General features: G+C 69.4%; 22 protein-coding genes and 1 pseudogene. 3 read left to right on the forward strand and 20 right to left on the reverse strand.

Going from position 1 to position 21,861, the window contains the following annotated elements:
• Window positions 1-108: 108 nt before the first annotated feature.
• From EV643_RS00110 to EV643_RS00130, 5 genes are read right to left on the reverse strand one after another with little or no spacing between them, the layout of a single operon-like run.
• Entirely contained in the window at window positions 109-873 is a 765-nt protein-coding gene (locus EV643_RS00110) for a type III pantothenate kinase (RefSeq protein ID WP_133797857.1), read from the reverse strand.
• Complete coding sequence (gene nadC, locus EV643_RS00115; protein ID WP_133797858.1) at window positions 873-1,733, reverse strand: carboxylating nicotinate-nucleotide diphosphorylase; 861 nt, start codon at window positions 1,731-1,733, stop codon at window positions 873-875. Before nadC ends, EV643_RS00110 begins: the two co-directional genes overlap by 1 nt.
• Window positions 1,734-1,737: 4 nt before the next feature.
• On the reverse strand, window positions 1,738-3,411 hold the full coding sequence (locus EV643_RS00120; RefSeq protein WP_133797859.1) for an L-aspartate oxidase: 1,674 nt from the start codon (window positions 3,409-3,411) through the stop codon (window positions 1,738-1,740).
• A 22-nt stretch (window positions 3,412-3,433) separates the two neighbouring features.
• Window positions 3,434-4,261, reverse strand: coding sequence for a pantoate--beta-alanine ligase (gene panC / locus EV643_RS00125; RefSeq protein WP_133797860.1), 828 nt, complete (start codon window positions 4,259-4,261; stop codon window positions 3,434-3,436).
• Window positions 4,258-5,211, reverse strand: coding sequence for a Rossmann-like and DUF2520 domain-containing protein (locus tag EV643_RS00130; protein WP_440589960.1), 954 nt, complete (start codon window positions 5,209-5,211; stop codon window positions 4,258-4,260). Before EV643_RS00130 ends, panC begins: the two co-directional genes overlap by 4 nt.
• 145 nt (window positions 5,212-5,356) lie before the next feature.
• Between EV643_RS00130 and EV643_RS00135 the strand changes: the two genes are divergently transcribed.
• A complete protein-coding gene (locus tag EV643_RS00135) occupies window positions 5,357-5,932 on the forward strand; it encodes a 2'-5' RNA ligase family protein (RefSeq protein ID WP_133797861.1) in 576 nt (191 codons plus the stop codon).
• Window positions 5,932-6,594: pseudogene (locus EV643_RS00140) on the forward strand (SAM-dependent methyltransferase); the annotation flags it as partial. The gene EV643_RS00135 and the pseudogene EV643_RS00140, both read left to right, overlap by 1 nt.
• Before the next feature lie 86 nt (window positions 6,595-6,680).
• Here EV643_RS00140 and EV643_RS44615 read toward each other — a convergent pair.
• A complete protein-coding gene (locus EV643_RS44615; protein WP_133797863.1) occupies window positions 6,681-8,102 on the reverse strand; it encodes a PH domain-containing protein in 1,422 nt (473 codons plus the stop codon).
• A complete protein-coding gene (locus tag EV643_RS00150; protein WP_133797864.1) occupies window positions 8,099-8,587 on the reverse strand; it encodes a PH domain-containing protein in 489 nt (162 codons plus the stop codon). The genes EV643_RS44615 and EV643_RS00150 overlap by 4 nt, the downstream gene beginning before the upstream one ends.
• A 190-nt stretch (window positions 8,588-8,777) precedes the next feature.
• On the opposite strand from EV643_RS00150, the gene EV643_RS00155 reads away from it, so the two are divergent.
• Window positions 8,778-9,983, forward strand: coding sequence for an NADH-quinone oxidoreductase subunit D (locus tag EV643_RS00155; RefSeq protein ID WP_133797865.1), 1,206 nt, complete (start codon window positions 8,778-8,780; stop codon window positions 9,981-9,983).
• Between the two features lie 216 nt (window positions 9,984-10,199).
• On the opposite strand, the gene EV643_RS00160 is transcribed toward EV643_RS00155, so the two are convergent.
• The 13 genes from EV643_RS00160 to dacB all read right to left on the reverse strand — a co-directional run bounded on the left by EV643_RS00160 (window position 10,200) and on the right by dacB (window position 21,860).
• On the reverse strand, window positions 10,200-10,640 hold the full coding sequence (locus tag EV643_RS00160; RefSeq protein WP_133797866.1) for a hypothetical protein: 441 nt from the start codon (window positions 10,638-10,640) through the stop codon (window positions 10,200-10,202).
• Window positions 10,641-10,651: 11 nt separating this feature from the next.
• The gene (locus tag EV643_RS00165; RefSeq protein WP_238165247.1) at window positions 10,652-11,164 is read right to left on the reverse strand and encodes a DUF3180 domain-containing protein; all 513 of its coding nucleotides are present in this window, start codon (window positions 11,162-11,164) and stop codon (window positions 10,652-10,654) included.
• Between the two features lie 2 nt (window positions 11,165-11,166).
• Window positions 11,167-11,733, reverse strand: coding sequence for a 2-amino-4-hydroxy-6-hydroxymethyldihydropteridine diphosphokinase (gene folK / locus EV643_RS00170; RefSeq protein WP_133797868.1), 567 nt, complete (start codon window positions 11,731-11,733; stop codon window positions 11,167-11,169).
• Window positions 11,726-12,118 (reverse strand): dihydroneopterin aldolase, encoded by a 393-nt coding sequence (folB, locus tag EV643_RS00175; RefSeq protein WP_133797869.1) that lies wholly within the window; start codon window positions 12,116-12,118, stop codon window positions 11,726-11,728. The genes folK and folB overlap by 8 nt, the downstream gene beginning before the upstream one ends.
• Window positions 12,115-12,579, reverse strand: a complete 465-nt coding sequence (locus tag EV643_RS00180; protein WP_133797870.1) for a nuclear transport factor 2 family protein — start codon at window positions 12,577-12,579, stop codon at window positions 12,115-12,117. The genes folB and EV643_RS00180 overlap by 4 nt, the downstream gene beginning before the upstream one ends.
• Window positions 12,576-13,373 (reverse strand): dihydropteroate synthase, encoded by a 798-nt coding sequence (gene folP, locus EV643_RS00185; protein ID WP_133798549.1) that lies wholly within the window; start codon window positions 13,371-13,373, stop codon window positions 12,576-12,578. The genes EV643_RS00180 and folP overlap by 4 nt, the downstream gene beginning before the upstream one ends.
• Window positions 13,374-13,497: 124 nt before the next feature.
• Window positions 13,498-14,649 carry a S1 family peptidase gene (locus EV643_RS00190; RefSeq protein ID WP_133797871.1) on the reverse strand — a complete coding sequence of 384 codons (1,152 nt, stop codon included), beginning with the start codon at window positions 14,647-14,649 and terminating at the stop codon, window positions 13,498-13,500.
• Between the two features lie 141 nt (window positions 14,650-14,790).
• Complete coding sequence (folE, locus tag EV643_RS00195; RefSeq protein ID WP_133797872.1) at window positions 14,791-15,363, reverse strand: GTP cyclohydrolase I FolE; 573 nt, start codon at window positions 15,361-15,363, stop codon at window positions 14,791-14,793.
• A gap of 3 nt (window positions 15,364-15,366) precedes the next feature.
• On the reverse strand, window positions 15,367-17,397 hold the full coding sequence (gene ftsH, locus EV643_RS00200) for an ATP-dependent zinc metalloprotease FtsH (protein ID WP_133797873.1): 2,031 nt from the start codon (window positions 17,395-17,397) through the stop codon (window positions 15,367-15,369).
• A 254-nt stretch (window positions 17,398-17,651) separates the two neighbouring features.
• Window positions 17,652-18,203, reverse strand: coding sequence for a hypoxanthine phosphoribosyltransferase (hpt, locus tag EV643_RS00205; RefSeq protein ID WP_133797874.1), 552 nt, complete (start codon window positions 18,201-18,203; stop codon window positions 17,652-17,654).
• A gap of 13 nt (window positions 18,204-18,216) precedes the next feature.
• Window positions 18,217-19,347 carry a tRNA lysidine(34) synthetase TilS gene (tilS, locus tag EV643_RS00210; protein WP_133797875.1) on the reverse strand — a complete coding sequence of 377 codons (1,131 nt, stop codon included), beginning with the start codon at window positions 19,345-19,347 and terminating at the stop codon, window positions 18,217-18,219.
• Window positions 19,319-20,413: a zinc-dependent metalloprotease gene (locus EV643_RS00215; RefSeq protein WP_133797876.1), complete on the reverse strand. Its 1,095-nt coding sequence runs from the start codon at window positions 20,411-20,413 to the stop codon at window positions 19,319-19,321. Before EV643_RS00215 ends, tilS begins: the two co-directional genes overlap by 29 nt.
• A gap of 67 nt (window positions 20,414-20,480) precedes the next feature.
• Window positions 20,481-21,860, reverse strand: coding sequence for a D-alanyl-D-alanine carboxypeptidase/D-alanyl-D-alanine endopeptidase (gene dacB / locus EV643_RS00220; protein WP_133797877.1), 1,380 nt, complete (start codon window positions 21,858-21,860; stop codon window positions 20,481-20,483).
• Window position 21,861 lies beyond the last annotated feature (1 nt).

Here is a 21,861-nt window from a genome sequence, read left to right on the forward strand (position 1 = left end):
AATGACCCGGGCCTCCCCGCCCGGGCGCACTCCTCTCATGCTGAGGCCACTACCCGCCGTGCGCAAGAGCGGGCTTCCGAAACACCCCGCTCACGGAGCGCAACCAGGTCAGTGGTTGCGCGTGTAGGCCTGGTACAGGCCGAGCAGCGGGAGATACGGCTCGTGATGGGTGATCAGGGTCGACTCGGCAACGATCACCGGGGCGAGCGCTCCGGTCGCGATCACCGGGACCGAGCCAGGGGTGAGCGACTGCTCGACCAGGATGCGGGTGACCAGGCCGTCGACCAGTGCGGTGAAACCGAAGATCGCTCCGGACTGAAGGGCTTCGACGGTGTTGCGGGCGACGGCGGTCCGCGGCCGGTTGAGCTCGACGCGGCGAAGTTGGGCGGCCGCCGCTCCGAGTGCGTCGGTCGCGGTTTCGATGCCGGGGGCAATGGCTCCGCCGACGAAAGCGCCGCTGGAGTTGACCAGGTCGACCGTGGTCGCAGTACCGAAATCGACTACCACACAAGGCGATCCGAACCGGTTCACCGCGGCCAGCGCGTTCGCGATCCGGTCCGTGCCCACCTCGCGCGGGTTGTCGACCAAGACGGGGAGCCCGGTCTTCACGCCCGGTTCGACGACCACGCCCGGCACGTCACCGTAGTACCGGGAGACCAGGTCGCGGAGTTCGTGCAGGACGTGCGGGACGGCCGAGCACACGGCGACACCGGACACCGGGGCCTCACCCGTCAGCAGTCCGCCCAGCAGAACCGCCCATTCGTCCGCCGTACGGCGGGGGTCGGTGCCCACCCACCAATGCCGTTTGACCGTCCCCTCGTAGACCAGGCCGACGAGGGTGCGGGTGTTCTCGACCGCGACAGCGAGCAGCATCAGGCTTCCTGCAGGTCCATCGCGATGTCGAGCACCGGCGCCGAGTGGGTCAGCGCGCCGACCGCGAGGTAGTCCACGCCGGTCTCGGCGACCTCGCGGGCAACCTCCAGGGTGAGCCCGCCGGACGCCTCCAGCCGGGCCCGGCCGGCCACCTTTTCGACCGCCTCGCGCAGCTGGTCGACACCCATGTTGTCCAGCAGGATCAGGTCCGCACCGGATTCCAGCGCGATCAGCGCGTCGTCGACCGAGTCCACCTCGACCTCGACCGCGATCTCCGGGAACGCCTTGCGGACCAGGCGGAACGCCTCGGCGACACCGCCCGCGGCGATCACGTGGTTGTCCTTGATCAGGGCCGCGTCCGACAGACCCATCCGGTGGTTCTTGCCGCCACCACAGCGGACGGCGTACTTCTCCAGGGAACGCAGCAACGGCATCGTCTTACGGGTGTCGCGGATGACCGCGCCGGTGCCCTCGACCGCGTCCACCCAGCGCCGGGTCAGGGTGGCGACACCGGACAGGTGGCAGAGCAGGTTCAGCATGGTGCGCTCGGCGACGAGCAGCTGCCTCGTCTTGCCGCGCACGGTGAGCAGGACGTCACCGCGCCGCACGAATGTGCCGTCGGTGACCGAGTGCTCGAGCTCGAGCTCGAGCTCGCCGGAACCTGCGACCAGCCGAATCACCAGTTCAGCGATCTCCAGGCCCGCGACGACACCGTCGGCCCGGGCAACCAGGTCGGCCACCGAGACCTGGTTCTCGTCGACGGTGGCTGTGGTGGTGACGTCGACGCCGCCGGCCAGGTCCTCCTCGATGGTGGCCCGGACGAGGTCCTCGACCCACCGCTTGTCGAGCGTGTCATCCATGCTGCTACTCCCCCTCCGATGATTCCTTCAGCGGCACGAACGCCGTGACCGGCCGGCTCAGGCGGCTGTCAGGCTCGCATTCGACCGGCAGTGTGAGATCCAGATTGCCCGACCACTGAGCGTCGTCGCGATCGGGGTGGTCCTCGCGCCAGTGCGAGCCGCGGCTCTCCTCCCGGGCGGTGGCGGCGGCGATCAACGCGGCCGCCACGGTGACCAGGTTGGTCGCCTCCCACCCCGGCGTACCGGGCTCGCCGCTGGGCTGCTCGATCAGCTTGCCGAGCCGCTCACCGGCCTCCGCGAGCCCGGTCGCGCTCCGGATGACACCCGCGCCGACCGTCATCATCCGCTGCATTTCCGGTACTGCGTCCGCGTCGACCAGGCCGGGAATCCTCGTGTCCTCGGCGGGTTCGCGCAGATCGGGCAGGCTGCCGGCCAGCGATTCGGCGATCCGGCCGGCGAAGACCAGACCTTCGAGGAGCGAGTTGGAGGCCAGCCGGTTCGCGCCGTGCACGCCGGTACACGCGACCTCGCCGCAGGCGTAGAGCCCGGGGATCGAGGTCTGCCCGTTCAGGTCGGTCCAGACGCCGCCGGACGAGTAGTGACAGGCCGGCGCGACCGGGATCAGCTCGCGGACCGGGTCGATCCCGTGCGAACGGCAGGACGCGAGGATGGTCGGGAACCGGACCCGCCACAACTCGTCGCCGAAGTGCCGGGCGTCGAGGAAGACATGATCTTTGCCGGCGGCAAGCATCTGCCGCATGATCGCCTTCGCCACGACGTCGCGCGGGGCGAGATCGGCCATCTCGTGCTGCCCCTGCATGAACCGGTTGCCCAGCTGGTCGACAAGGAACGCGCCCTCGCCGCGGACCGCCTCGGACACCAACGGCTGCTGGCCTTTGGCGCTCTTGCCCAGCCAGAGCACGGTTGGGTGGAACTGCACGAACTCGATGTCCCGCACCTTCGCACCCGCCCGCAACGCGCACGCGACTCCGTCCCCGGTGGAGACACTCGGGTTCGTCGTCGCGGCGTACAGCTGGCCGAGTCCGCCGGTGGCGAGGATGACGACACGGCTGCGGATCGCACCGACACCGTCGAGCTGGCCCTCACCCATCACGTGCAGGGTGACGCCGGCGACCGCACCGTCGTCGGCGCGGAGCAGATCGAGAACCAGCGCGTGCTCGATGATGCGGATGTCGTCCGCCCGCTTCACCGCCGCGACCAGGGCCCGCTCGATCTCCATCCCGGTGGCGTCCCCGCCGGCGTGGGCGATCCGGTTCCGGTGGTGGCCGCCTTCGCGGGTCAGCGACAGGCCGCCGGTCGCCTGGGTGTCGAACCGCGTCCCGAGGTCGATCAGCTCGCGGACGGCATCCGGTCCTTCCGTGACCAGCGCCCGTACGGCGGCCGGGTCACACAGGCCCGCGCCGGCCACCAAGGTGTCCTGCAGGTGCTCCTCCGGGGTGTCACCCGGTCCGAGCGCTGCCGCGATCCCGCCCTGCGCCCACTGCGTCGAGCCAGAGGCGATCACGTCCTTGGTCACCACCAGCACCGACCCGAGTTCGCGGGCCTTCAACGCCGCGGTGAGTCCCGCGATCCCGGAACCGATCACCACCACGTCAACGGTGTCGGTCCAGCCAGGTGCGGGCGCAGCAAGCCGTTGCGGGACGGCGGGGGCAGTCATCCAGCGACCGTATCAACGGATTTCATCTGAGCGTGATGGAAATGTTGTCAATGAGACGGGTGGTCCCTACCCGCGCCGCAATGAGCATGCGCGCTTCGCCGGGGCCGATGACAGGGCCGAGATCGGGCGCTCGGAGGGCGAGATAGTCGATGTTCACCGAGGGCACCGCCTCCAGCTCGGCGTGGGCGGCGGCCATCACGGCGTCCGGGCCGTTCATCCCGGCCTTCGCACCGGCGGTCAACGCCCGGTACAGGACCAGCGCCTCGTCACGCTCGGTCTCGCTCAGGTAGCGGTTGCGTGATGACAGCGCCAGGCCGTCCGCCTCCCGTACCGTCGGTACCGGGATGATGTCGACATCCCAGTCCAGGTCGCACACCATCTCGCGGATCAGCGTGAGCTGCTGGTAGTCCTTCTCGCCGAACAGCGCCAGATCCGGCGCGGTCAGGTGCAGCATCTTCGCCACCACCGTCAGTACGCCGCCGAAGTGGCCCGGCCGGACCGTCCCCTCCAACTCGTCGGCGAGCGGTCCGGGGTGCACAGTGATGGACGGCTCGTTCGGATAGAGCTCGTCCCGGGACGGGTTGAAGACCAGGTCCACGCCCTCGGCCTTGGCGATCGCCAGGTCGCTGGCCAGCGTTCTCGGGTACCGGTCGAAGTCCTCGGTCGGCCCGAACTGCAACGGATTCACGAAGATCGTCAGCACCACGCTGCCGTCCGGTCCGACCCGTTCGCGGGCCTCGGCGAGCAACGCCGCGTGTCCCTCGTGCAGCGCGCCCATCGTCATCACGACCGCGCGGGGCCGGATCGCACTCGCCGCCCGCAACTCGGCCTTCGTCTGGGTGAGTCTCACCGCGGTGCCTCCCCTGTCAGATCCCGCTCCAGCACCAGCTCTCGCTCGGCCGTGTCCGGCACGGCCCGACTCTGTGCCGCCCGCCCGGACGCCTGTCCGTGCGCCGGCTCCTCATCCCCGGTCCCCTGCTCCGCCAGCAATTGCTTGAACCGGCGGACCACTCCGTCGTCCAGGCGTCCGTCGGCGGCGGCGAGGTCCACCGTGGCCCGGGCCAGCTCGGCGTACGTGCTCGCCGTGCGATCCCGGAGTACGGCCAGGTGGGCCGCGACCGTGTCGACGTCGCCGCGGGCGATCGGCCCGGTGAGCGCATCATGACCGGACCGCAGCGTGTTGTCGAGGGTTGCGGTCAGCAAGGGCCGAAGTGTCGCCGCCGGGTCGTCGACACCCGCCTCACGCAGTACTGCGAACGCCTGCGCGAGCAGCGTGGTCAGGTGGTTCGCGGCGTGTACGACGCCCGCGTGGTACCGCGCCCGCTCCGCCTCCGCGACCCACTGCACACCCGCGCCCAGGTCCTTGACCAGCCGCTCGACGAACGCCCGGGCCTGCTCCGGCGCGGTCGCGGTGAACACGACCCCGTCGAGCTCGGCCCGCCCGCCCGTGAACGTCATCGGCGGATGCAACGCGACCGGTACCGCGACCACATCGCCGAACACGGACAACCCATGCGCCCCGGACAGGTGTACGACGTACTGGTCCGTGGTCAACGGCAGCCCTGCCGCGACGGATCCGATCAGATCGTCCGGTACGGCGACCAGCACGACGTCGGCGCGCCTGGTCACCTCGTCCGGTGGGAGGACGGGGACGCCCGGGAGCAGCCGTGCGGCGCGTTCCGCCGAGGCCCGCGAGCGTGCGGTGAGACCCGTGACGGGGTATCCGGCGGACGCCAAGGCTGCTCCCAAGGCGCTCCCGGCCCGCCCGGCTCCGATGATGCCGATGCGTTCCATGTCCACTCTCTGCGTTCCAGTCCCGTGTCCCCGGGTACCAGACGATTCGTGCGGTCGAACTCAAGCGTAGGTGCAGAAGTCCGCACTCGGACACCTTCGAGGGGTTCGTCACGTAGGGACAAGTCGGTGTCCCCTGGGGCACGATTAGCGCGTGGGCGGACAACTTGCGCGGCCGTGGGCGGAACGGGCTGGGCTGACGGCGATCCTGATCGCGGTACCCGAACTGGGTGACTACACCGACCGATGGCGATCGGTCTCCTCCTCGCCGTCGCGACCCGACAAGGCGCTGACCGACCTGGTCCCGCCGCACGTGACCGTACTGGTGCCGTGGGTGACCGACCCCGCGCCCAAGCACGTGCAGCGGCTGACCGACGCGCTCGCGGGACTGAAGCCGTTCGAGCTCGGGTTCGCCGGGGTCGGGCAGTTCCCGAACGGGATCGTGTACCTACGGCCCGAGCCGTTCGACGAGGTCCGCGCGCTGATGCGGACCGTGCTCGACGCGTTCCCTGAGTGCCCGCCGTACGGCGGTGACCATCCCGACCCGCATCCACACCTGACCATCTCGGCGTCCACCACAAGCACGCTCGCTGTGATCGCCGAGGCGGAGGCCGCGCTCGCCGCCGAACCACCGCCCTCGGTCCTGCTCGACGACCTGACGATCTGGCGCGAAGGCGACGACAAGGTCTGGAACCTGGTTGGGTCCGTCCCCTTGGGCGGCGTCGGTTGATGCCGACCTTCCGGGAGGCGTGGGATCGGGCGCTGTACGGGCCCGACGGGTTCTACCGGCGTGAGCGACCGGCCGCGCACTTCCGTACGTCGGTGCACGCGTCCCCGTTGTTCGCAGGCGCCATCGCACGGTTGGCGCGAGCAGTCGGTGCGGACCAGGTGATCGACATCGGCGCGGGTGAAGGCGAACTCGGCCAGGCCATCAAGGCCGTCGATCCGGAGCTGGCGGTGTGCGAGATCGAGCTGGACGACGAACTCCCCGCGCGACTGAATGGGCTCGTCATCGCCAACGAGTGGCTCGACAACGTGCCGTGCGAAGTGGTCGAGCTCGATCCCGACGGGCGGCCCCGATATGTGCTGGCCGATCTCTCGCTGGGTGATGTGGTCGAGGGCAACGACCTGGCCTGGCTCGACAAGTGGTGGCCGCTCGCCGAACCAGGTGACCGGGCCGAGATCGGGATCACGCGGGACGAGGCCTGGGCCGGCGTACTGGACCGGCTCGACCGCGGTGTAGCAGTCGCCATCGACTACGGACACGTGCGCGCCGGGCGTCCGCCGTACGGAACACTGACCGGTTTCCGCAGCGGACGCGAGTGCGACCCGGTGCTCGACGGCTCGTGCGACATCACCGCCCACGTCGCCCTGGACTCGCTCGGCGGGACTGTCACCACGCAGCGCGAGGCGTTGCGCGCCCTGGGCGTGACGGCGAGCCGGCCGGGACAGGAGCTGGCCCGAACCGATCCGCTGCGCTACGTGTCTGAGCTGTCGGCAGCGGGCGAGGCTGCGGAGCTACTGGACCCCTCCGGGCTCGGTGGGTTCGGCTGGGTGTGGACGGGCACCGGTGAGGACGCAGTACGGCGTGCCTCGCGAGCCCTGTCGGCCTGAGCCTCGAGGAGTCGGGCGGCGTCGTGGATGTCTCGGTGCAGGGCGACCGCGTCGGTGGGGCCGGTCGGGGTGTCCACGTGGACGTTGGCGAGTCGTAGACGGCGCTGGAGCGGTCCCTGTTGGAGCCGGACCGACTGGGTCTTGTGGTGCAGCACGATCGACGTACGACGGCTCACCCAGCCGCGGGTGGTGACCAGGAACTGGTCGTCCGCGCCGTACGAGAGGTAGCGCCAGCCGATCGGCCGCAACCACTTGGCGCGCTCGGGTGCGCGGTGCATCTCGATGCTGGACAGGTCGAGGCCGGGCAGGACACGGGCGAGGACACCGGCGACCTCCTGGCGTTCGCCGACCGGTAGGAGCTGGGCGCCGTCGCGGTCCTCCTCACCGTCGCCGTTGCCGCCGCCGACCACACCGGCGATGTCCAGGTCGACCCGGGACCAGCCGAGCAGGCGCCAGACCAGCGGCTCGGTGATCAGCAGGCCCTGTACCCGGCCGGGTGGAACCGTCTGCCGCTGGAGGTCGAACAGGCCGCGCTTCGTCCGCAGCCCGTCGTGGGTCTCCGACAGGGTGAACTTGTGGTTGCCGACGACCTGCTTCCAGATCGGCTGCACCACACCGAGCAGCAGTGGCGCACCGGCGAACAGACCGACGTGGAACTCCAGCACGGTCGTGGCGACGATCAGCCAGATCAGACCGGCGAGGCTACCGAGCACGGTCGAGGACAGCAGCGTCGCACCGAGCAGACGCCCCGTGGGAACGACCAGGAGCGGCGGCGACTCGACCTGCGGGGTCTGCGCTTGTTCGGCGGCGTGCTCGCCCTTCGCGCGGACCAGCAGGGTGCCGCGGAGCTTGGCGGCGTCCTCGTAGCTGAAGTAGCTGAGCCGGCCGTCGCTGCGGCTGCCGCCGGCCACGTCCATCCGCAGCTCGGCCATGTTGAACAGCCGCGCCACGAACGGCTGCGCGACGTCGATCGCCTGGATCCGGTCGAAGCGGATGATCCTGGTCCGGCGGAAGAGGAACCCGCTGTCCAACCGGATCGCGTCGTCGGTGAGCTGCCACTTGGTGAACCACCACGACAGCGCGCCGAGCGCGATGCCTCCGATCAGGACGGCGACCAGGCCGATCCCGGCCAGTTCGAGGTTGCTGCGCAGGCTCTCGTTGTTGGCCATCGCGATGGCGGCGACGACGAAGTACCCCCAGCCCCGCACGAACGGCGTCAGCGGATGCAGCCGGTCCCCGTTCCGCTCCACTGTTTTCTCCGGCGGCGGGGCGGTCGGTTCGCTCACAGGCCCCACGCCTGCGCCTGACCGAGGGCGGACAGTCTGTCGCGGAGCCGGCTCGCCTCGTCGGGGTGCAGGCCGGGGATCTTCGCGTCCGTGGCCGGGGTGGCGGTGTGCAGCTCGACCGTGGCGATCCCGAACGCCCGTTCCAGCGGTCCGGCCGCGACATCGACGAACTGCATCCGCCCGTACGGCACGACCACGAGCTGGCGGAACATGATGCCGTGGCTGACGAGCAGTTCGTCCTCCCGTTCGGCGTACTTCCAGGACCGCTGGTTGCGCCCGATCAGGACCCAGGTCCAGGCGAAGCCGATCCCCATCACCACCAGCCACAGGACGCCGTACAGCCAGCCCATCATCAGGCCGAACGACACCAGCCCGACGATCGTCATCAGCCCGAACACGATCGCCGCGGTCACCCGCCGGACCGCCGCGAGCTTCGGCGAGACCGGTGTCCAGCTGACATCCGACGGTGCGAAGAGGTCATCCACACCATAAGCCTGTCACGATAAGTGTCCCGCGAGCGATGTAGCTTGAACGATGCTGGTGTTCAGGCGCGTGCATCGGGGCGTTTGAGAAGCGTCCTCGATGCGGAGCATCGTGGATGCTTCTCAAAGGTCGCGAGGTGCGTGCCTGGGCGCCAGCAGCGTCAAACTACATCGCTTGCGGGACACTAAGGTCATGAGTACCGAACGAGTCGTGGGAATCGGCGCGGGGTCGGCGGGGCTGGACCCGTTGTACGAGCGCGGCGGTACCGGTACGGGCTCGGAGCTTGCCACCACCGACATGGTGCTGAACATCGGACCGCAGCACCCCGCGACGCACGGCGTACTCCGGCTGCGGCTGACCCTGGACGGCGAGCGGATCCTCCGCTGCGAACCGATCATCGGCTACATGCACCGCGGCGCGGAGAAGCTGTTCGAAGTGCGCGACTACCGGCAGATCATCGTGCTGGCGAACCGGCACGACTGGCTGTCCGCGTTCTCCAACGAGCTCGGCGTGGTGCTGGCGGTCGAGCGGATGATGGGCCTGGAGGTCCCGGTCCGCGCGGTCTGGCTGCGGACCCTGCTGGCCGAGTTCAACCGGGTGCTGAACCACCTGATGTTCCTCGGCTCGTACCCGCTCGAGCTGGGCGCGATCACGCCGGTGTTCTACGCCTTCCGCGAGCGGGAGACGCTGCAGGCGGTGATGGAGGAGCTGTCCGGCGGGCGGATGCACTACATGTTCAACCGGGTCGGCGGCCTCAAGGAAGACCTCCCGTACGGCTGGCTCGGCCGTGCCTCGGCTGCCTCCACCGCCGTCCGCGGCCGCCTCCCCGACATCGAGAACCTTGTCCTCGGCAACGAGATCTTCCGGGCCCGTACGGTCGGCGTCGGCCGGCTCTCGCCCGAGCTGATCGCGTCGTACGGCGTCTCCGGCCCGATCGCACGCGCTTCGGGGGTGGACGCCGATCTCCGTCGCGACGAGCCCTATCTCGCGTACGACGAACTCGCGCGCGACGGCGTACTCCGGGTCGTCACCCGCTCCGACGGCGACTGCTTCGCCCGGTTCAACGTGTTGCTGGAACAGGTGAAGGTATCCCTCGACCTCGTCGACGCCTGCATCGACCGGCTCTCGTCGATCCCCGCCGGCCCGGTCAACGTCCGGCTGCCGAAGATCCTCAAGGTCCCCGAAGGCCAGACCTACTGCTGGACCGAGAACCCGCTCGGCATGAACGGCTACTACCTGGTCTCCCGCGGCGACAAAACCCCCTGGCGCCTCAAACTCCGCTCCGCCAGCTTCAACAACATCTCGGTCCTCCCCGAAATGCTCCCCAACACCATCGTCGCCGACATGATCGCCATCCTCGGCAGCATGTTCTTCGTAGTAGGCGACATCGACAAATAACGGCCCGAGTGTCTCCGACACGGGACACTATGCTGCGGCGGCTTGCTGGATCAGGGGGAGCAACTCGTCCACCAGCCCCGGTGTGATCGCGATCGCTGCCTTCGAGCTGACCGTGTGGGGCGAACCGTCCACGTCGAGGACCAGTGCGCGGGGGTGCGCGGGGTTCGGGGTGCGGGCGGGCGACTGAGATGCGCGCGTCGAGCGGCGTACGGCGTACTAAGAGGCGGCGAGGCCGCGGAGTTTTAGGTCTACTACGGTCGGCGCGTCGGCCGTGGAGTGTTTGTCGCCGGCGGCAACGACCGTGGCGACTTCTTCGTCGATCTTGTCGAGGCGCTCGTCGATGCGGTCGAGGCGGCGCTGCATCAGGTCGACGAACTCGGCGTTCTCGACCACTCGGGCGCTGGTGATCCGGGAGTACTCCTGGGCGACCTGGGCGCGTTCGTCGCTGTGGGCGAGGCGTTCGACCAGCAGCTGATGACGGATCAGCAGGGAGGCGCCGATGGCGACCAGGACGGCGCCGAACGCGGCGGCGCGCAGAATCCAGGCGTTCTGCGAGAACAGCGCGACACTCACGCCCAGACAGACGACGATCAGCAGTCCGTTGGCGACGGTGAGAACTGTGGTCCTGGTTCGACGGCGGCTACCCCTTGACCCCATGGACCGACATGTTAGGGGGTCTCGTCGGGGTCTTCGGGGATACGACACGCACGTTCGAGCAGCAATCCGGCCGTGACGACCAGCACTGAGATCACCGCCGCGGCACCGGCTGTGATCACCCGATTGCGGGGCCCCGAGGAACTCACCGCGTTCAGGAAGGATAACGCGAACCCTGCGTAAACACCGGTGCACAACGCGCCGACGAAGGCGCTGGCTTTTCCGAGCAGCAGCAGGAACACCGCGCGGGACGGTTCGATCCGTTCCCGCCGGACCTGGATCCGGGTATGGGTGTTCCGGGCCGCCGCAAACAGCAGCGCGGCCAGGAACCCCCAGGCGACCAGGGTGAGCCAGGAGACCATGGGCGCGACCCCGCCGCCGGACTCGATCGCCTTGACCATGGTGAAGCCGATCGCCGCCCCGAGGACGGCGATCGCCACCAGCAGCTTGCGAGACGTGGGCCGGACCGAGCCGGGCCGCGGCGGTTCTTTGCCGGGCGCTCGGCCGGGTCCGGTACTGCCTGACACCACTACTGCAGCTCGATGGTCAGGTCGTCGACCTTGTGAACACCCTCGGTGCCGACCTGGGCGAGCAGTTCCGCGACCGGACCGACACCGGGCAGTACCGCGTCCGGCTCGATGTCGAGCCAGGGCGCCAGCACGAAGGCGCGCTCGTGCGCCCGCGGGTGCGGCACGGTCAGTTCCTCGGACTCGATCGTCTTCTGGCCGTAGGTGATCAGGTCGACGTCCAGCGTCCGCGGCGCGCCGGGCACACTGCGTTCCCGGCCGAACGCCTGCTCGACGGCGTGCGCGCGGTCCAGCAGGGTGTCGACCGACAGGGTGGTGTCGGCGAGCAGCACGATGTTCAGATACGGACCGGCATCCTCCGGCCCACCGACCGGCTCGGTCTCGTAGATCGGCGAGACGTCGACGACCACGACGTCAGGGGTGTCCCGCAGAGCGTCGACCGCGCCCTGCAGATTCGTCTCCCGGTCGCCGAGATTGCTGCCGAGCGACAGGATCACCTGGCGGATCGGCTTCAGGCCACCGCTGAGGGTGTCCGCGTCGATGACGTGGGGACTAGGGGTCTCAGTCACGGGGTTCTCCGGGTTTGCGCTGCACGGTCAGGACAACATCGTCGAACGGCACGGTGATCGGCGCCGAGGGCTTGTGGATCGTCACGGCGGTCCCGGTGACCCGCGGGTCGGCGAGACACAGCTCGGCGATCCGGTGGGCCAGGGTCTCGATCAGGTCGACAGGATCGTTCTCGATGGCGGCATGCACCTGCTCGGCCACGGCACCGTAGTTCACGGTGTCGGCCAGGTCGTCCGAGGCCGCGGCGGGCCGGGTGTCCAGCTCGAGCCGGACGTCCACGACGAACTCCTGCCCGTCGGCCCGCTCCTGCTCGAACACCCCGTGCCGGCCGAATCCGCGGATGCCGCGGATCTCGATCACGTCAGGAGGCGTCACGGGACCGCTCATTCCGCCTCCTCCTGTCGACCCCCAGACGACAGTACCGGGGAGGCGTGGTGGATCCACAACCGCCAGCCGGAAGAAGTTCTCCGGAAGACGTTCGTGGCCAGCGCCTTACCGCCGGCGAACCCCTCCTCGGGCGCACCTTCACCCGACGACAGGACATTTTCTGTACACGTGACGTATGCCACGTTGTCATCCACTCGTACCTGGACATCGGTGAGGAAGAACTGGATGTACGGCGTGTTCGCGAAGATCATCGCCCAGGCCCGCATCATCTCGTTGTACCCCGAGATCGCCGCGTTGCCGGGATGGATGCAGACCGGGTCGGGTTCGGGCAGCCAGACCGCGGCCATCAGGTCCAGGTCGCCCGCCTCGAACGCGTTGTAGAACGCGGTGTTGGCGTTCAGTACGACGGATTCCGCCGTCACCTCGGCCCGCGGACGCGCACCCGGTTGCTCGTCGGTCATCCCGCTCCCCACCTGCGCGCCACCCGGACCGCATCCGCACTCGGTGCCACCGCGTGGGCCCGGACGCACCAGGCCCCACTCGCGGCAGCGAGGGCGGAAACGGCCGCGCTCGCGTCGTCTCGTCGTACGGCCGGTCTGGGTTCGCCGGTCTCCTCGTCGGCGAGCAGCCTACCTAGGAACGTCTTCCGGGACGCACCGATCAGGATCGGCCGCTCCAGTACGGCGAACTCGTGCAGCCGGCGCAGCATGGTCCAGTTGTGGTCCGCGTTCTTCGCGAAACCCAGTCCGGGATCGATCGCGACCCGGGCCAGGTCGATCCCGGCCACCCTGATCGCCTCCAGCCGCTCGGCCAGTTCGGCGATCACCTCGGCCACCACGTCGTCGTACACGGCCCTGCTCTGCATATCGGTGGAGTGTCCACGCCAATGCATGCACAAGTACGCCGCGCGGCGGTCCGCGACGAGTCCGAGCATGTCGGGGTCGGCGAGTCCGCCGGACACGTCGTTCACCATCACGGCCCCGGCGTCGAGGGCGAGTGCCGCGACCTCGGAGCGCATCGTGTCGACGGAGATCAGGGCGCCCTCGGCGGCCAGCGTCTCGATCACCGGCAGCACCCGGCGGATCTCCTCGGCCGGGGCGGGCCGCTCGGCTCCCGGCCGGGTCGACTCACCGCCGACGTCGAGGAGGTCGGCCCCCTCGGCCAGCAACTCGCGCCCGTGTTTGATCGCCGCGGACGGCTCGAACCACTCGCCCCCGTCGGAGAACGAGTCCGGGGTCACGTTGACCACGCCCATCACCAGACATCGGTCCGGCGCGGGCAGGCCTTCGACAGCGGTTCGCACCTGACCACCGTAGTGGTCCGGCCCCGCGCGCCCTACTGGGGCCGACCAACCCGGCTCAGCACACCCCAGCCGAGGACTACCCCAGCACGAGGGTCGCGTTGCTGGCGTTCAGCGCTTCGCCGACCGGTTGCGAGTACGACTCGTTGGCCTGGCCGTACTTCGCCATGCACTGCCCGCTGATCAGGGCGGCGCCGCTGGTGATGCCGAGGGCGTAGCTACCGGTCAGGTTGGCGCCGCCGGAGTCGCCGGACTCGACGCACGCGGTGTGCTGGTAGAGGCCCTTGACCACCTTGTTGGTGCCGTAGTTCACCGTGACGTTCTTGGCCACGACCCGGCCGCAGGTCCACTTCGTGCTTTTGCCCGACTTGCAGACCGACGCGCCGACCGTCACCCCGGCCCGGCCCTGTACTGCGATGTCGCCGCTACCCCAGCGTTCGACTTCACCCCGCTGGTCCCAGCCGTCGATCACGCTGACCGTGCCGTAGTCGTTGCCCGGGAAACTCGAACTGCGGGTCTCACCGAGGATGTAGCCGTTACGGGAGAACGAGGGCCGCCCGGACGTGCAGTGACCGGCGGTGAGGAAGATCCTGCTGCCGTCGTTGGTCCGCGCGTTGAAGCCGAGCGAGCAGGTGTAGCCGGTGTTCTTGTCCACCTGCATCCCGCCGAGCAGGCCGAACTCGTCCGTGGTGGTGACGACACCGGCCGAGCGCCTGATCGTCACCTTGGTCCCGTTCGCCCGGGCCTTCTTGAGGAATCGCTGGGTGGCCAGGCTCCGCGCTCCCGACGGCACGGTCACCACGACGGTGCCGGACATCGGGTCGACGAACCAGGACCGCACCTCACCCGCGTTGGACCCGGTGGCGATCTGGTCCAGCTCGCGCTGCACGTCTCCCAGCTGGTCCGCGGTGAACGGGACCAGCTTCGGGATCGCGCCGGCCGCCCGCACCAGCTCAGCGGTCGCCTGGTCGGATACAGCCACAACCAGGTCACCCGCGTCGTCGAGATAGCTGCCGACGGCTCTGGTCCCCAACTGGGTCTCGACAGCGTCCGCCTTCACCAGTTGCTCCCGCAGCAGCACGTCCGCCGGGTCCGGAACCGAGACATTGCCTGCCTGCCCTACCGCCCCGCCCCGCAGATCCGCCTGCGCGCCGTTCGCGGCGATCAGGCCGGCCGCCGTCAGCGCGACGACTCCACACAACGCGGCGCCCACCCGTAAACGCCCTGGCATTCCGTTTCCTCCTCACGCCGGCGCTCGCACCCAAAGTCGGAACGCCACTACGGAACGTAAACGTTCAACCACAGAATGTCCACAGAAACCGGCCACTGACTTTGCAACGACCGCCCCACCCTCCGGGCTACGGGCAGCGGCTCAGCTGACGATGAGGCTCATGGCTTCGGCTCGGGTCACCGGGTCGCGGAGTTGGCCGCGGACGGCGGAGGTGATGGTCTTGGCGCCGGGTTTGCGGACGCCGCGCATGGTCATGCAGAGGTGCTCGCACTCGATCACGACGATCACGCCGCGCGGTTTCAGCAACTCGACGAGCGATTCGGCCACCTGGGTGGTCAGGCGCTCCTGGATCTGAGGGCGTTTCGCGTAGAGGTCCACCAGGCGGGCCAGCTTCGACAGGCCGGTGATCCTGCCGTCCACGCTGGGGATGTAACCGACATGCGCCACCCCGGTGAACGGCACCAGGTGGTGTTCACAGAGGCTCCAGACCTCGATGTCCTTGACCAGGATCATCTCGTCGTGGCCGATGTCGAAGGTGGTGGTCAGCACGTCGGCCGGATCCTGGTCCAGGCCGCCCGTCATCTCGGCGTACGAGCGGGCCACCCGGGCCGGGGTCTCCTTCAGTCCTTCGCGGTCGGGGTCCTCACCGATGGCGATCAGCAGCTCGCGGACCGCCCGTTCGGCCCGGTCGTGGTCGAACTTCGGTGAGGTCACCGGTCACTCCGCAGGTGGGGTCGGCCCGCCGCCGTAGTTCGGTCCGTGCGCGGCCTCGTCCGGGCCGACCGACCCGCCGGGGATCACGTCGGACAGCGAGCCGTTCTGGTCGCCGCGGGTCGGCACCGGCATCACCGGCGGCTGGTCCGACGGCACCCGGGTGGACGAACCGGTCCAGGCCGGCCGCCGGTCCCGCCGCTGCACCGGCTCGAAGATCCGGGCGATCTCGCCCTTGTCCAGGGTCTCCTTCTCGAGCAGCTCCTCGACCAGGTGGTCCAGCACCGCGCGGTTCTCGACCAGGATGTCGAAGGCCTCCTGGTGCGCATTCACGATCAGCTTGCCGACCTCTTCGTCGACCGCCGCGGCGATCTCCTCGGAGTAGTTGCGCTGGCTGCCGATGTCGCGACCGAGGAACGGCTCGCTGGAGTCCTGGCCGAACTTGATCGCCCCGAGCCGCTCGGTCATCCCGTACTGCGTGACCATCGCCCGGGCGAGCGCGGTCGCCTTCTCGATGTCGTTGCTGGCACCCGTGGTCGGGTCGTGGAACACCATCTCCTCGGCGGCGCGGCCACCGAGCATGTAGGCGAGTTTGTCCAGCATCTCCGACCGGGTGGTCGAGTACTTGTCCTCGTCCGGCAGCACCATCGTGTAACCGAGCGCGCGGCCACGCGGCAGGATCGTCACCTTGTGCACCGGGTCGGAGTGCGGCAGCGCCGCGGCGACCAGGGCGTGGCCGCCCTCGTGGTACGCGGTGAGCACCTTCTCCTTGTCGGACATCAACCGGGTCCGGCGCTGCGGTCCGGCGATGACGCGGTCGATCGCCTCGTCCAGCGCGTTCTTGTCGATCTGCTGCTTGTTCAGCCGGGCGGTCAGCAGGGCCGCTTCGTTCAGCACGTTGGCCAGGTCCGCACCGGTGAAGCCCGGCGTACGCCGCGCGACGGCCCGCAGGTCGGCGTTCTCCGACATCGGCTTGCCGCGCGAGTGCACCTTGAGGATCTGCTCGCGTCCCGGCAGGTCCGGCGTGTCTACCGCGATCTGCCGGTCGAACCGGCCCGGGCGCAGCAGCGCCGGGTCCAGCACGTCCGGCCGGTTGGTGGCTGCGATCAGGATCACACCGCCGCGGACGTCGAAGCCGTCCATCTCGACCAGCAACTGGTTCAGGGTCTGCTCGCGCTCGTCGTGCCCGCCGCCGAGGCCCGCGCCACGGTGCCTGCCGACGGCGTCGATCTCGTCGATGAAGACAATCGCCGGCGCGTTGGTCTTGGCCGTCTCGAACAGGTCCCGGACCCGGGAGGCGCCGACACCGACGAACATCTCGACGAAGTCCGAACCGGAGATCGAGTAGAACGGCACCCCGGCCTCACCGGCGACCGCCCGGGCCAGCAGCGTCTTACCGGTACCCGGCTGGCCGTACAGCAGCACGCCCTTGGGGATCTTCGCGCCGACCGCCTGGAACTTGCCCGGCTCCTGCAGGAACTCCTTGATCTCGCCGAGTTCCTCGATCGCCTCGTCACAGCCGGCCACGTCGGAGAACGTCGTCTTCGGGGTGTCCTTGGTGATCAGCTTCGCCTTCGACTTGGCGAAGCTCATCACCCGGGAGCCGCCGCCCTGCATCGAGTTCATCAAGAAGATGAACACCACCGCGATCAGCAGGAACGGGATCAGCGTCGAGAACACCTGGCCGATGAAGCTCGGCTTCGGGTTCTCCACGTCGTACCGCTCGATCTTGCCGTCGGTGAACAGGGTCTGCAGGGACGTGCCCAAGGTGTTGGCCTGGCCGTCGACCCAGTGCGCCCGCACCTTCGTGCCGTCGGTCTTCTCGACCCGGATCTCCTGGTCCGGGTCGATCAGCGTCACCGACTTGATCGTCTTGTCCGACGACGTGGTGGCCTGCTGGATCAGCTGCACGACCTGGCCGGTCGGCTCGGTCTTGTACCCGGTCGAGCCGGTGAGGAGCTGTCCGATCACCAGCACGCCCAGGAAGGCGACGACGATCCAGAACAGCGGTCCGCGGAAGATGCGCTTCACGTCCATGTTCGAGGCTTACGCCCCGTCCCTCCTAGCTCAGCAGGCCCGGGTGAGGGGGCCTTCGACGGTAACACCAGTCCAAGTGTCTCGTGCCGGGCAAGCCTGCCCACCATGAGGGTCACCTGAAACGACGGTACGGTCCGTTGTACAGCCTGTCACCAAGTCCGTCGCCGGCCTGTGGACAACCGCCTGTGGACAGCGGCCTTGGGATCAGGGCGCGCCAGGACCTGTGATGCCGGGCGGCCCGTGATGCCGAGGGGTCAGGAGTAGACGTGCGGGGCCAGCGTGGCCACGCACCGCAGGTTCCGGTACTTCTCCGCGTAGTCCAGCCCGTACCCGACGACGAACTCGTCCGGGATGTCGAAGCCGACGTATCTGACCGGCACCGCCATCTTGGCCGCGTCCGGCTTCCGGAACGCCGTGCAGATCTCCACCGAGGCCGGCCCGCGGGACTGCAGGTTGCTGACCAGCCAGCTCAGCGTCAGCCCGGTGTCGATGATGTCCTCGACGATCAGCACGTGCCGGTTGGTGATGTCGGTGTCCAGGTCCTTGAGGATCCGGACCACTCCCGACGACTTCGTCCCCGAGCCGTACGACGAGATGGCCATCCAGTCCATCTCCACGTGCCGGCTGAACGACCGGGCCAGGTCGGCCATCACCATCACGGCGCCCTTGAGGACGCCGATCACCAGCAGGTCCTTGTCCTCGTAATCCGCCTCGATCCGGCCGGCCAGCTCCTTGAGCTTGGCCAGGATCTCCTCCTCGGTATGGAGGATCGCGGTCAGGTCCTTCTCGATGTCCGACGCATCCACGCGGGTCAGCCTGTCACACCTTCCGCCCGGACGCGGAATCCGGCGTCAGGACGATGAATCCGTTCCGGCGCGTCGCCCGGACTCCCTGCGGCAGGTCGATCCACCGCTGCCCCCGCCAGCCGGTGATGAGGGCGTCGACGGTCGCGACGTGTCCGGCGGTGAGGTCGTTGGCCCGGCAACCGGCTTCCAGCGCCGCCTGCCGCAGAACCCTGGTCCGGATCGCCTGCGGTTCCGTCGAGAGCATGCCGACGTCGCAGACCACTTCGTCTTCCGTATGCCGCACCGCGGTCTCGGCCAGGTCGGCGGCCAACACGTCGAGCGCATCCGCATCGGCCCGCAACAACCCCGCAGTACGGGCGAGCGCTTCGGTCACACCAGGTCCGAGTGCTTCTTCCAGGACCGGCAGCACCTCGTGCCGCACCCGCACCCGTTTGTACTGCGGGTCATCGTTGTGCGGGTCGTGCCACGGGCGCAGGCCCGACGCGATGCACGCGGCCGCAGTGGTCGCGCGGGGTACCTCTAGTAAGGGGCGTCGGAGCAAGCCGGCGACCGGGGCCATCCCCGCCAGCGAGCGAGCACCCGAACCACGGGCCAACCCGAGCAGGACCGTCTCCGCCTGGTCGTCCCGCGTATGGGCGAGCAGTACGACGTCCGCGCCGAACTCGTCGGCCGCGTCGCGCAGCGCGTCGTACCGGGCTGACCGGGCGGCCGCCTCCGGCCCGCCGTCGCCACCGACCTCGACAGCACGCACCTGGACGGGTTCGAGGCCCAGTGTGCGGCACTGCTCTGCAGCGGTCTCGGCGGTGTGCGCGGAGTCGGCCTGCAGCCCGTGGTCCACCACGATCGCACCAGCACGCAGTCCGAGCTTCGGGGCCTCGAACGCGGTCGCAGCGGCCAGTGCCAGCGAGTCGGCACCACCAGAGCACGCCACTAGCACGATCGTCTGCCGTGGCAGGTCGGCCAGCGCGGTCCGTACGGCCTCCCTGATCCGCGCAACGGCCGGATGCAGCTTCCCGCGTCGCCCTTCCACGAGTTCCTCCGCGGATCCACCGAAATGCCCGGGGCCGCGGTGCCGGGCTCCGACCGCGTCGCCGTGCCCCCGGGCGGCTGCGGGGTCAGCCGTGGAGTCGGTTGACCCAGGCATCGGGGTTGGCGATCTCGTGCTTGGTGGGCAGGGTGTTCGGCCCGGTCCACACCCGGTTGAAGCCCGCCATCCCGACCTGGCCGACCACGTGCCGGACGAACGCGGCCCCGTCCTGGTACTGCTTCAACTTGGCGTCCAGTCCGAGCAGCCGCTTGAGCAGCTGATCCACCGGGTTGCCACTCTGGCGGCGGGAGGTGAACTTGGACCGGATCGTGTCCACGGTCGGGATCACCGTCGGCCCGACCCCGTCCATCACGAAGTCGGCGTGTCCCTCCAGCAACGACATCACTGCGGTCAGCCGGTCCAGCACAGCTCGTTGCTCGGGGGACTGCATCAGGTCGACCAGGCTGAGCTCGCCCTCGCCGCGCACCGACCGGCCCAACCGCTGCACAGCCTCACGGAACATGGCCGCGTACGCCGACGCGTCCAGCTCAGCCTGGTCGAGGAACAGCGCGATCTCCGACCGCAGGTGGTCGCGCAGCCACGGTACGGCGGTGAACTGGACCCGGTGCGTCTCCTCGTGCAGGCAGACCCAGAGCCGGAAGTCCCGCGGTACGACGCCGAGCTCGGACTCCACGTGCATCACGTTCGGCGCGACGAGCAGCAGCCGGCCGGTCAGGCCCGGGCGGTCCGGATCCGGTTCGGCCGGGTAGAACGGGTCGAACTGGCCGAGCACCCGGGAGGACAGGAACGCCAGCAGCGCGCCCGCCTCGATCCCGGTCACCCGGGAGCCGACCGCGGATGACAGGCCGCCGGTCCGCTCCTGCTTCTCCCGCAACTTGTCCGTCAGCGGCTTCAACACGGTCCGGAACCCGTCCGCGTTGGCCTGCACCCAGCCAGGCCGGTCCACGATCACCACGGGCGCGGTGGCCGAGGTGGCTTGCAGCCCGGTGAACTCCCGGACGTGCTGCTCGGAGTCCACGGCGAACTGCCGCAGCTCGGCGACCACCTGCTCCGCCTCCGCGCGGCTGACCACCGGCCCGGGACGCAGCAGCTTGCGCGCCACTACGGTCGCCAACTGCCAGTCGACCATCTCAGTCGCGGTCCCGTTCTCCGCCGTACTCATGATTCGACCCTAATGGCATGTCCCAACATGCGCTGCTTTTGGCTGCTTACTTCGGGTTGCTTCGGGGTCAGCCCGTGCAGCCGCAGTCGGCCAGGGCAGCCGCGGCGCGGTCCAGGGCGGATCGGGCGGGCAGGGGCTTGTCCGGGGGTGCGCTGTCCGTCGCGACGACAAAGACAAGGAGTGTGCCCGTCCGGGTGCGTACCAGGCCGGCCAGCGAGTGGATGCTGGTCAGGGTCCCGGTCTTGGCCCGCACCAGCCCGGTCCCCGGACCCGCGCCCGGCCCCGCGAACCTGTCCTCGAGGCTGCCGGTGAACCCGGCCACCGGCAGCCCACTGATCAGATGCCGCAGCTCCGGTTTGGCCACCGCCACCCGCACGGCCCCCGCGATCACATCGAGCGGCACCAGGTTCGTCCGGGACAACCCGCTCCCGTCCTCGAACCGCGCCTTGCTGACGTCGATCCCCAGCTTGGTCAGCGTCGCCCGCAACCCCTTCAGGCCGCCCGCGTAGGACCCACCGTTCTTCGTCGCCACCCCGACCTGCCGCAACAGCACCTCGGCGCCGTCGTTGTCACTGTGCAGGTTCACGTACTCGACCAGGTCACCGACCGTGGCAGACCGTACCTCGGCCACCTGAGTCGCCGTGGCGTCCGCCTTGACCGGTTTGATGCTCGCGGCGACCTTGATCCCGGCCGCCCGCAGCTGCGCCGCGAACGCCGTCGCGGCCGCCAGCGCCGGCGAGTCGGCCCGCTTGGCCATCCCCGGAGTCACCCGCCCCTCGTTCACCCAAAGCGCCGACGTGCGGGCCGCGATCCCCTCGGTGACGTACTTCGGCTCCCACTTGGCGTTCGCCGCCGGACCCGTGAACAGCGTGGCGTCGTATCCGAGGGTGACCCCGGCGACGCCCTGCGCCTTGAGCGCCTTCGCCGTACTCGCGGCCAGGTCCTGCAACGAGGCACGCGCCGGGAAGTCCAGCGGATCGGTCGGCCGCTTCGTCATCAGCAACGGATCACCGCCGCCCACGAGGATCAACGTGCCCGCACCACTCCGCACCGTCTTGGTGCTGAACTGGTGATCCGCGCCGATCGTCTCCAGCGCCGCGACCGTGGTGATCAGCTTCATCGTCGACGCGGGGACGATCGACTTCGCCGTCCCCGCCGAGTAGAGCGCCTTGCCCCGCGACGCGTCGTACACGTAGGCCCCGAAGTGCTTCCCGAGCGCCGGATCACGCAGCACAGGCTGCAGAGCCGCCCGTACGCCGGCAGCGGTGGGTGCGGCGCCCTCGGTCGTCGCCGGGGCGAGCACGACCGGCGCGGCCGCCGTACTGTTCAATCCCTGCCTGCTCGTTCCCGGTGCGTTGCCGGGCACGGCCTGGGCCCCGCCGACCAGTCCGGTGAGCACAGCACCGGCCGTCAGCGTGACGAAGACCGCACGGGTAGGACGGGCCACC

This window comes from Kribbella caucasensis (assembly GCF_004361855.1).
Lineage (GTDB): Bacteria > Actinomycetota > Actinomycetes > Propionibacteriales > Kribbellaceae > Kribbella > Kribbella caucasensis.

Bases quoted from the DNA above. Each gene is read 5' to 3' on its own strand.
- EV643_RS00110 (WP_133797857.1), bottom strand. From the start codon at position 873: ATGCTGCTCGCTGTCGCGGTCGAGAACACCCGCACCCTCGTCGGCCTG.
- nadC (WP_133797858.1), bottom strand. From the start codon at position 1,733: ATGGATGACACGCTCGACAAGCGGTGGGTCGAGGACCTCGTCCGGGCC.
- EV643_RS00120 (WP_133797859.1), bottom strand. From the start codon at position 3,411: ATGACTGCCCCCGCCGTCCCGCAACGGCTTGCTGCGCCCGCACCTGGC.
- EV643_RS00155 (WP_133797865.1), top strand. From the start codon at position 8,778: ATGAGTACCGAACGAGTCGTGGGAATCGGCGCGGGGTCGGCGGGGCTG.
- EV643_RS00160 (WP_133797866.1), bottom strand. From the start codon at position 10,640: ATGGGGTCAAGGGGTAGCCGCCGTCGAACCAGGACCACAGTTCTCACC.
- folB (WP_133797869.1), bottom strand. From the start codon at position 12,118: ATGAGCGGTCCCGTGACGCCTCCTGACGTGATCGAGATCCGCGGCATC.
- EV643_RS00180 (WP_133797870.1), bottom strand. From the start codon at position 12,579: ATGACCGACGAGCAACCGGGTGCGCGTCCGCGGGCCGAGGTGACGGCG.
- folP (WP_133798549.1), bottom strand. From the start codon at position 13,373: ATGGGCGTGGTCAACGTGACCCCGGACTCGTTCTCCGACGGGGGCGAG.
- EV643_RS00190 (WP_133797871.1), bottom strand. From the start codon at position 14,649: ATGCCAGGGCGTTTACGGGTGGGCGCCGCGTTGTGTGGAGTCGTCGCG.
- ftsH (WP_133797873.1), bottom strand. From the start codon at position 17,397: ATGGACGTGAAGCGCATCTTCCGCGGACCGCTGTTCTGGATCGTCGTC.
- tilS (WP_133797875.1), bottom strand. From the start codon at position 19,347: ATGCCTGGGTCAACCGACTCCACGGCTGACCCCGCAGCCGCCCGGGGG.
- EV643_RS00215 (WP_133797876.1), bottom strand. From the start codon at position 20,413: ATGAGTACGGCGGAGAACGGGACCGCGACTGAGATGGTCGACTGGCAG.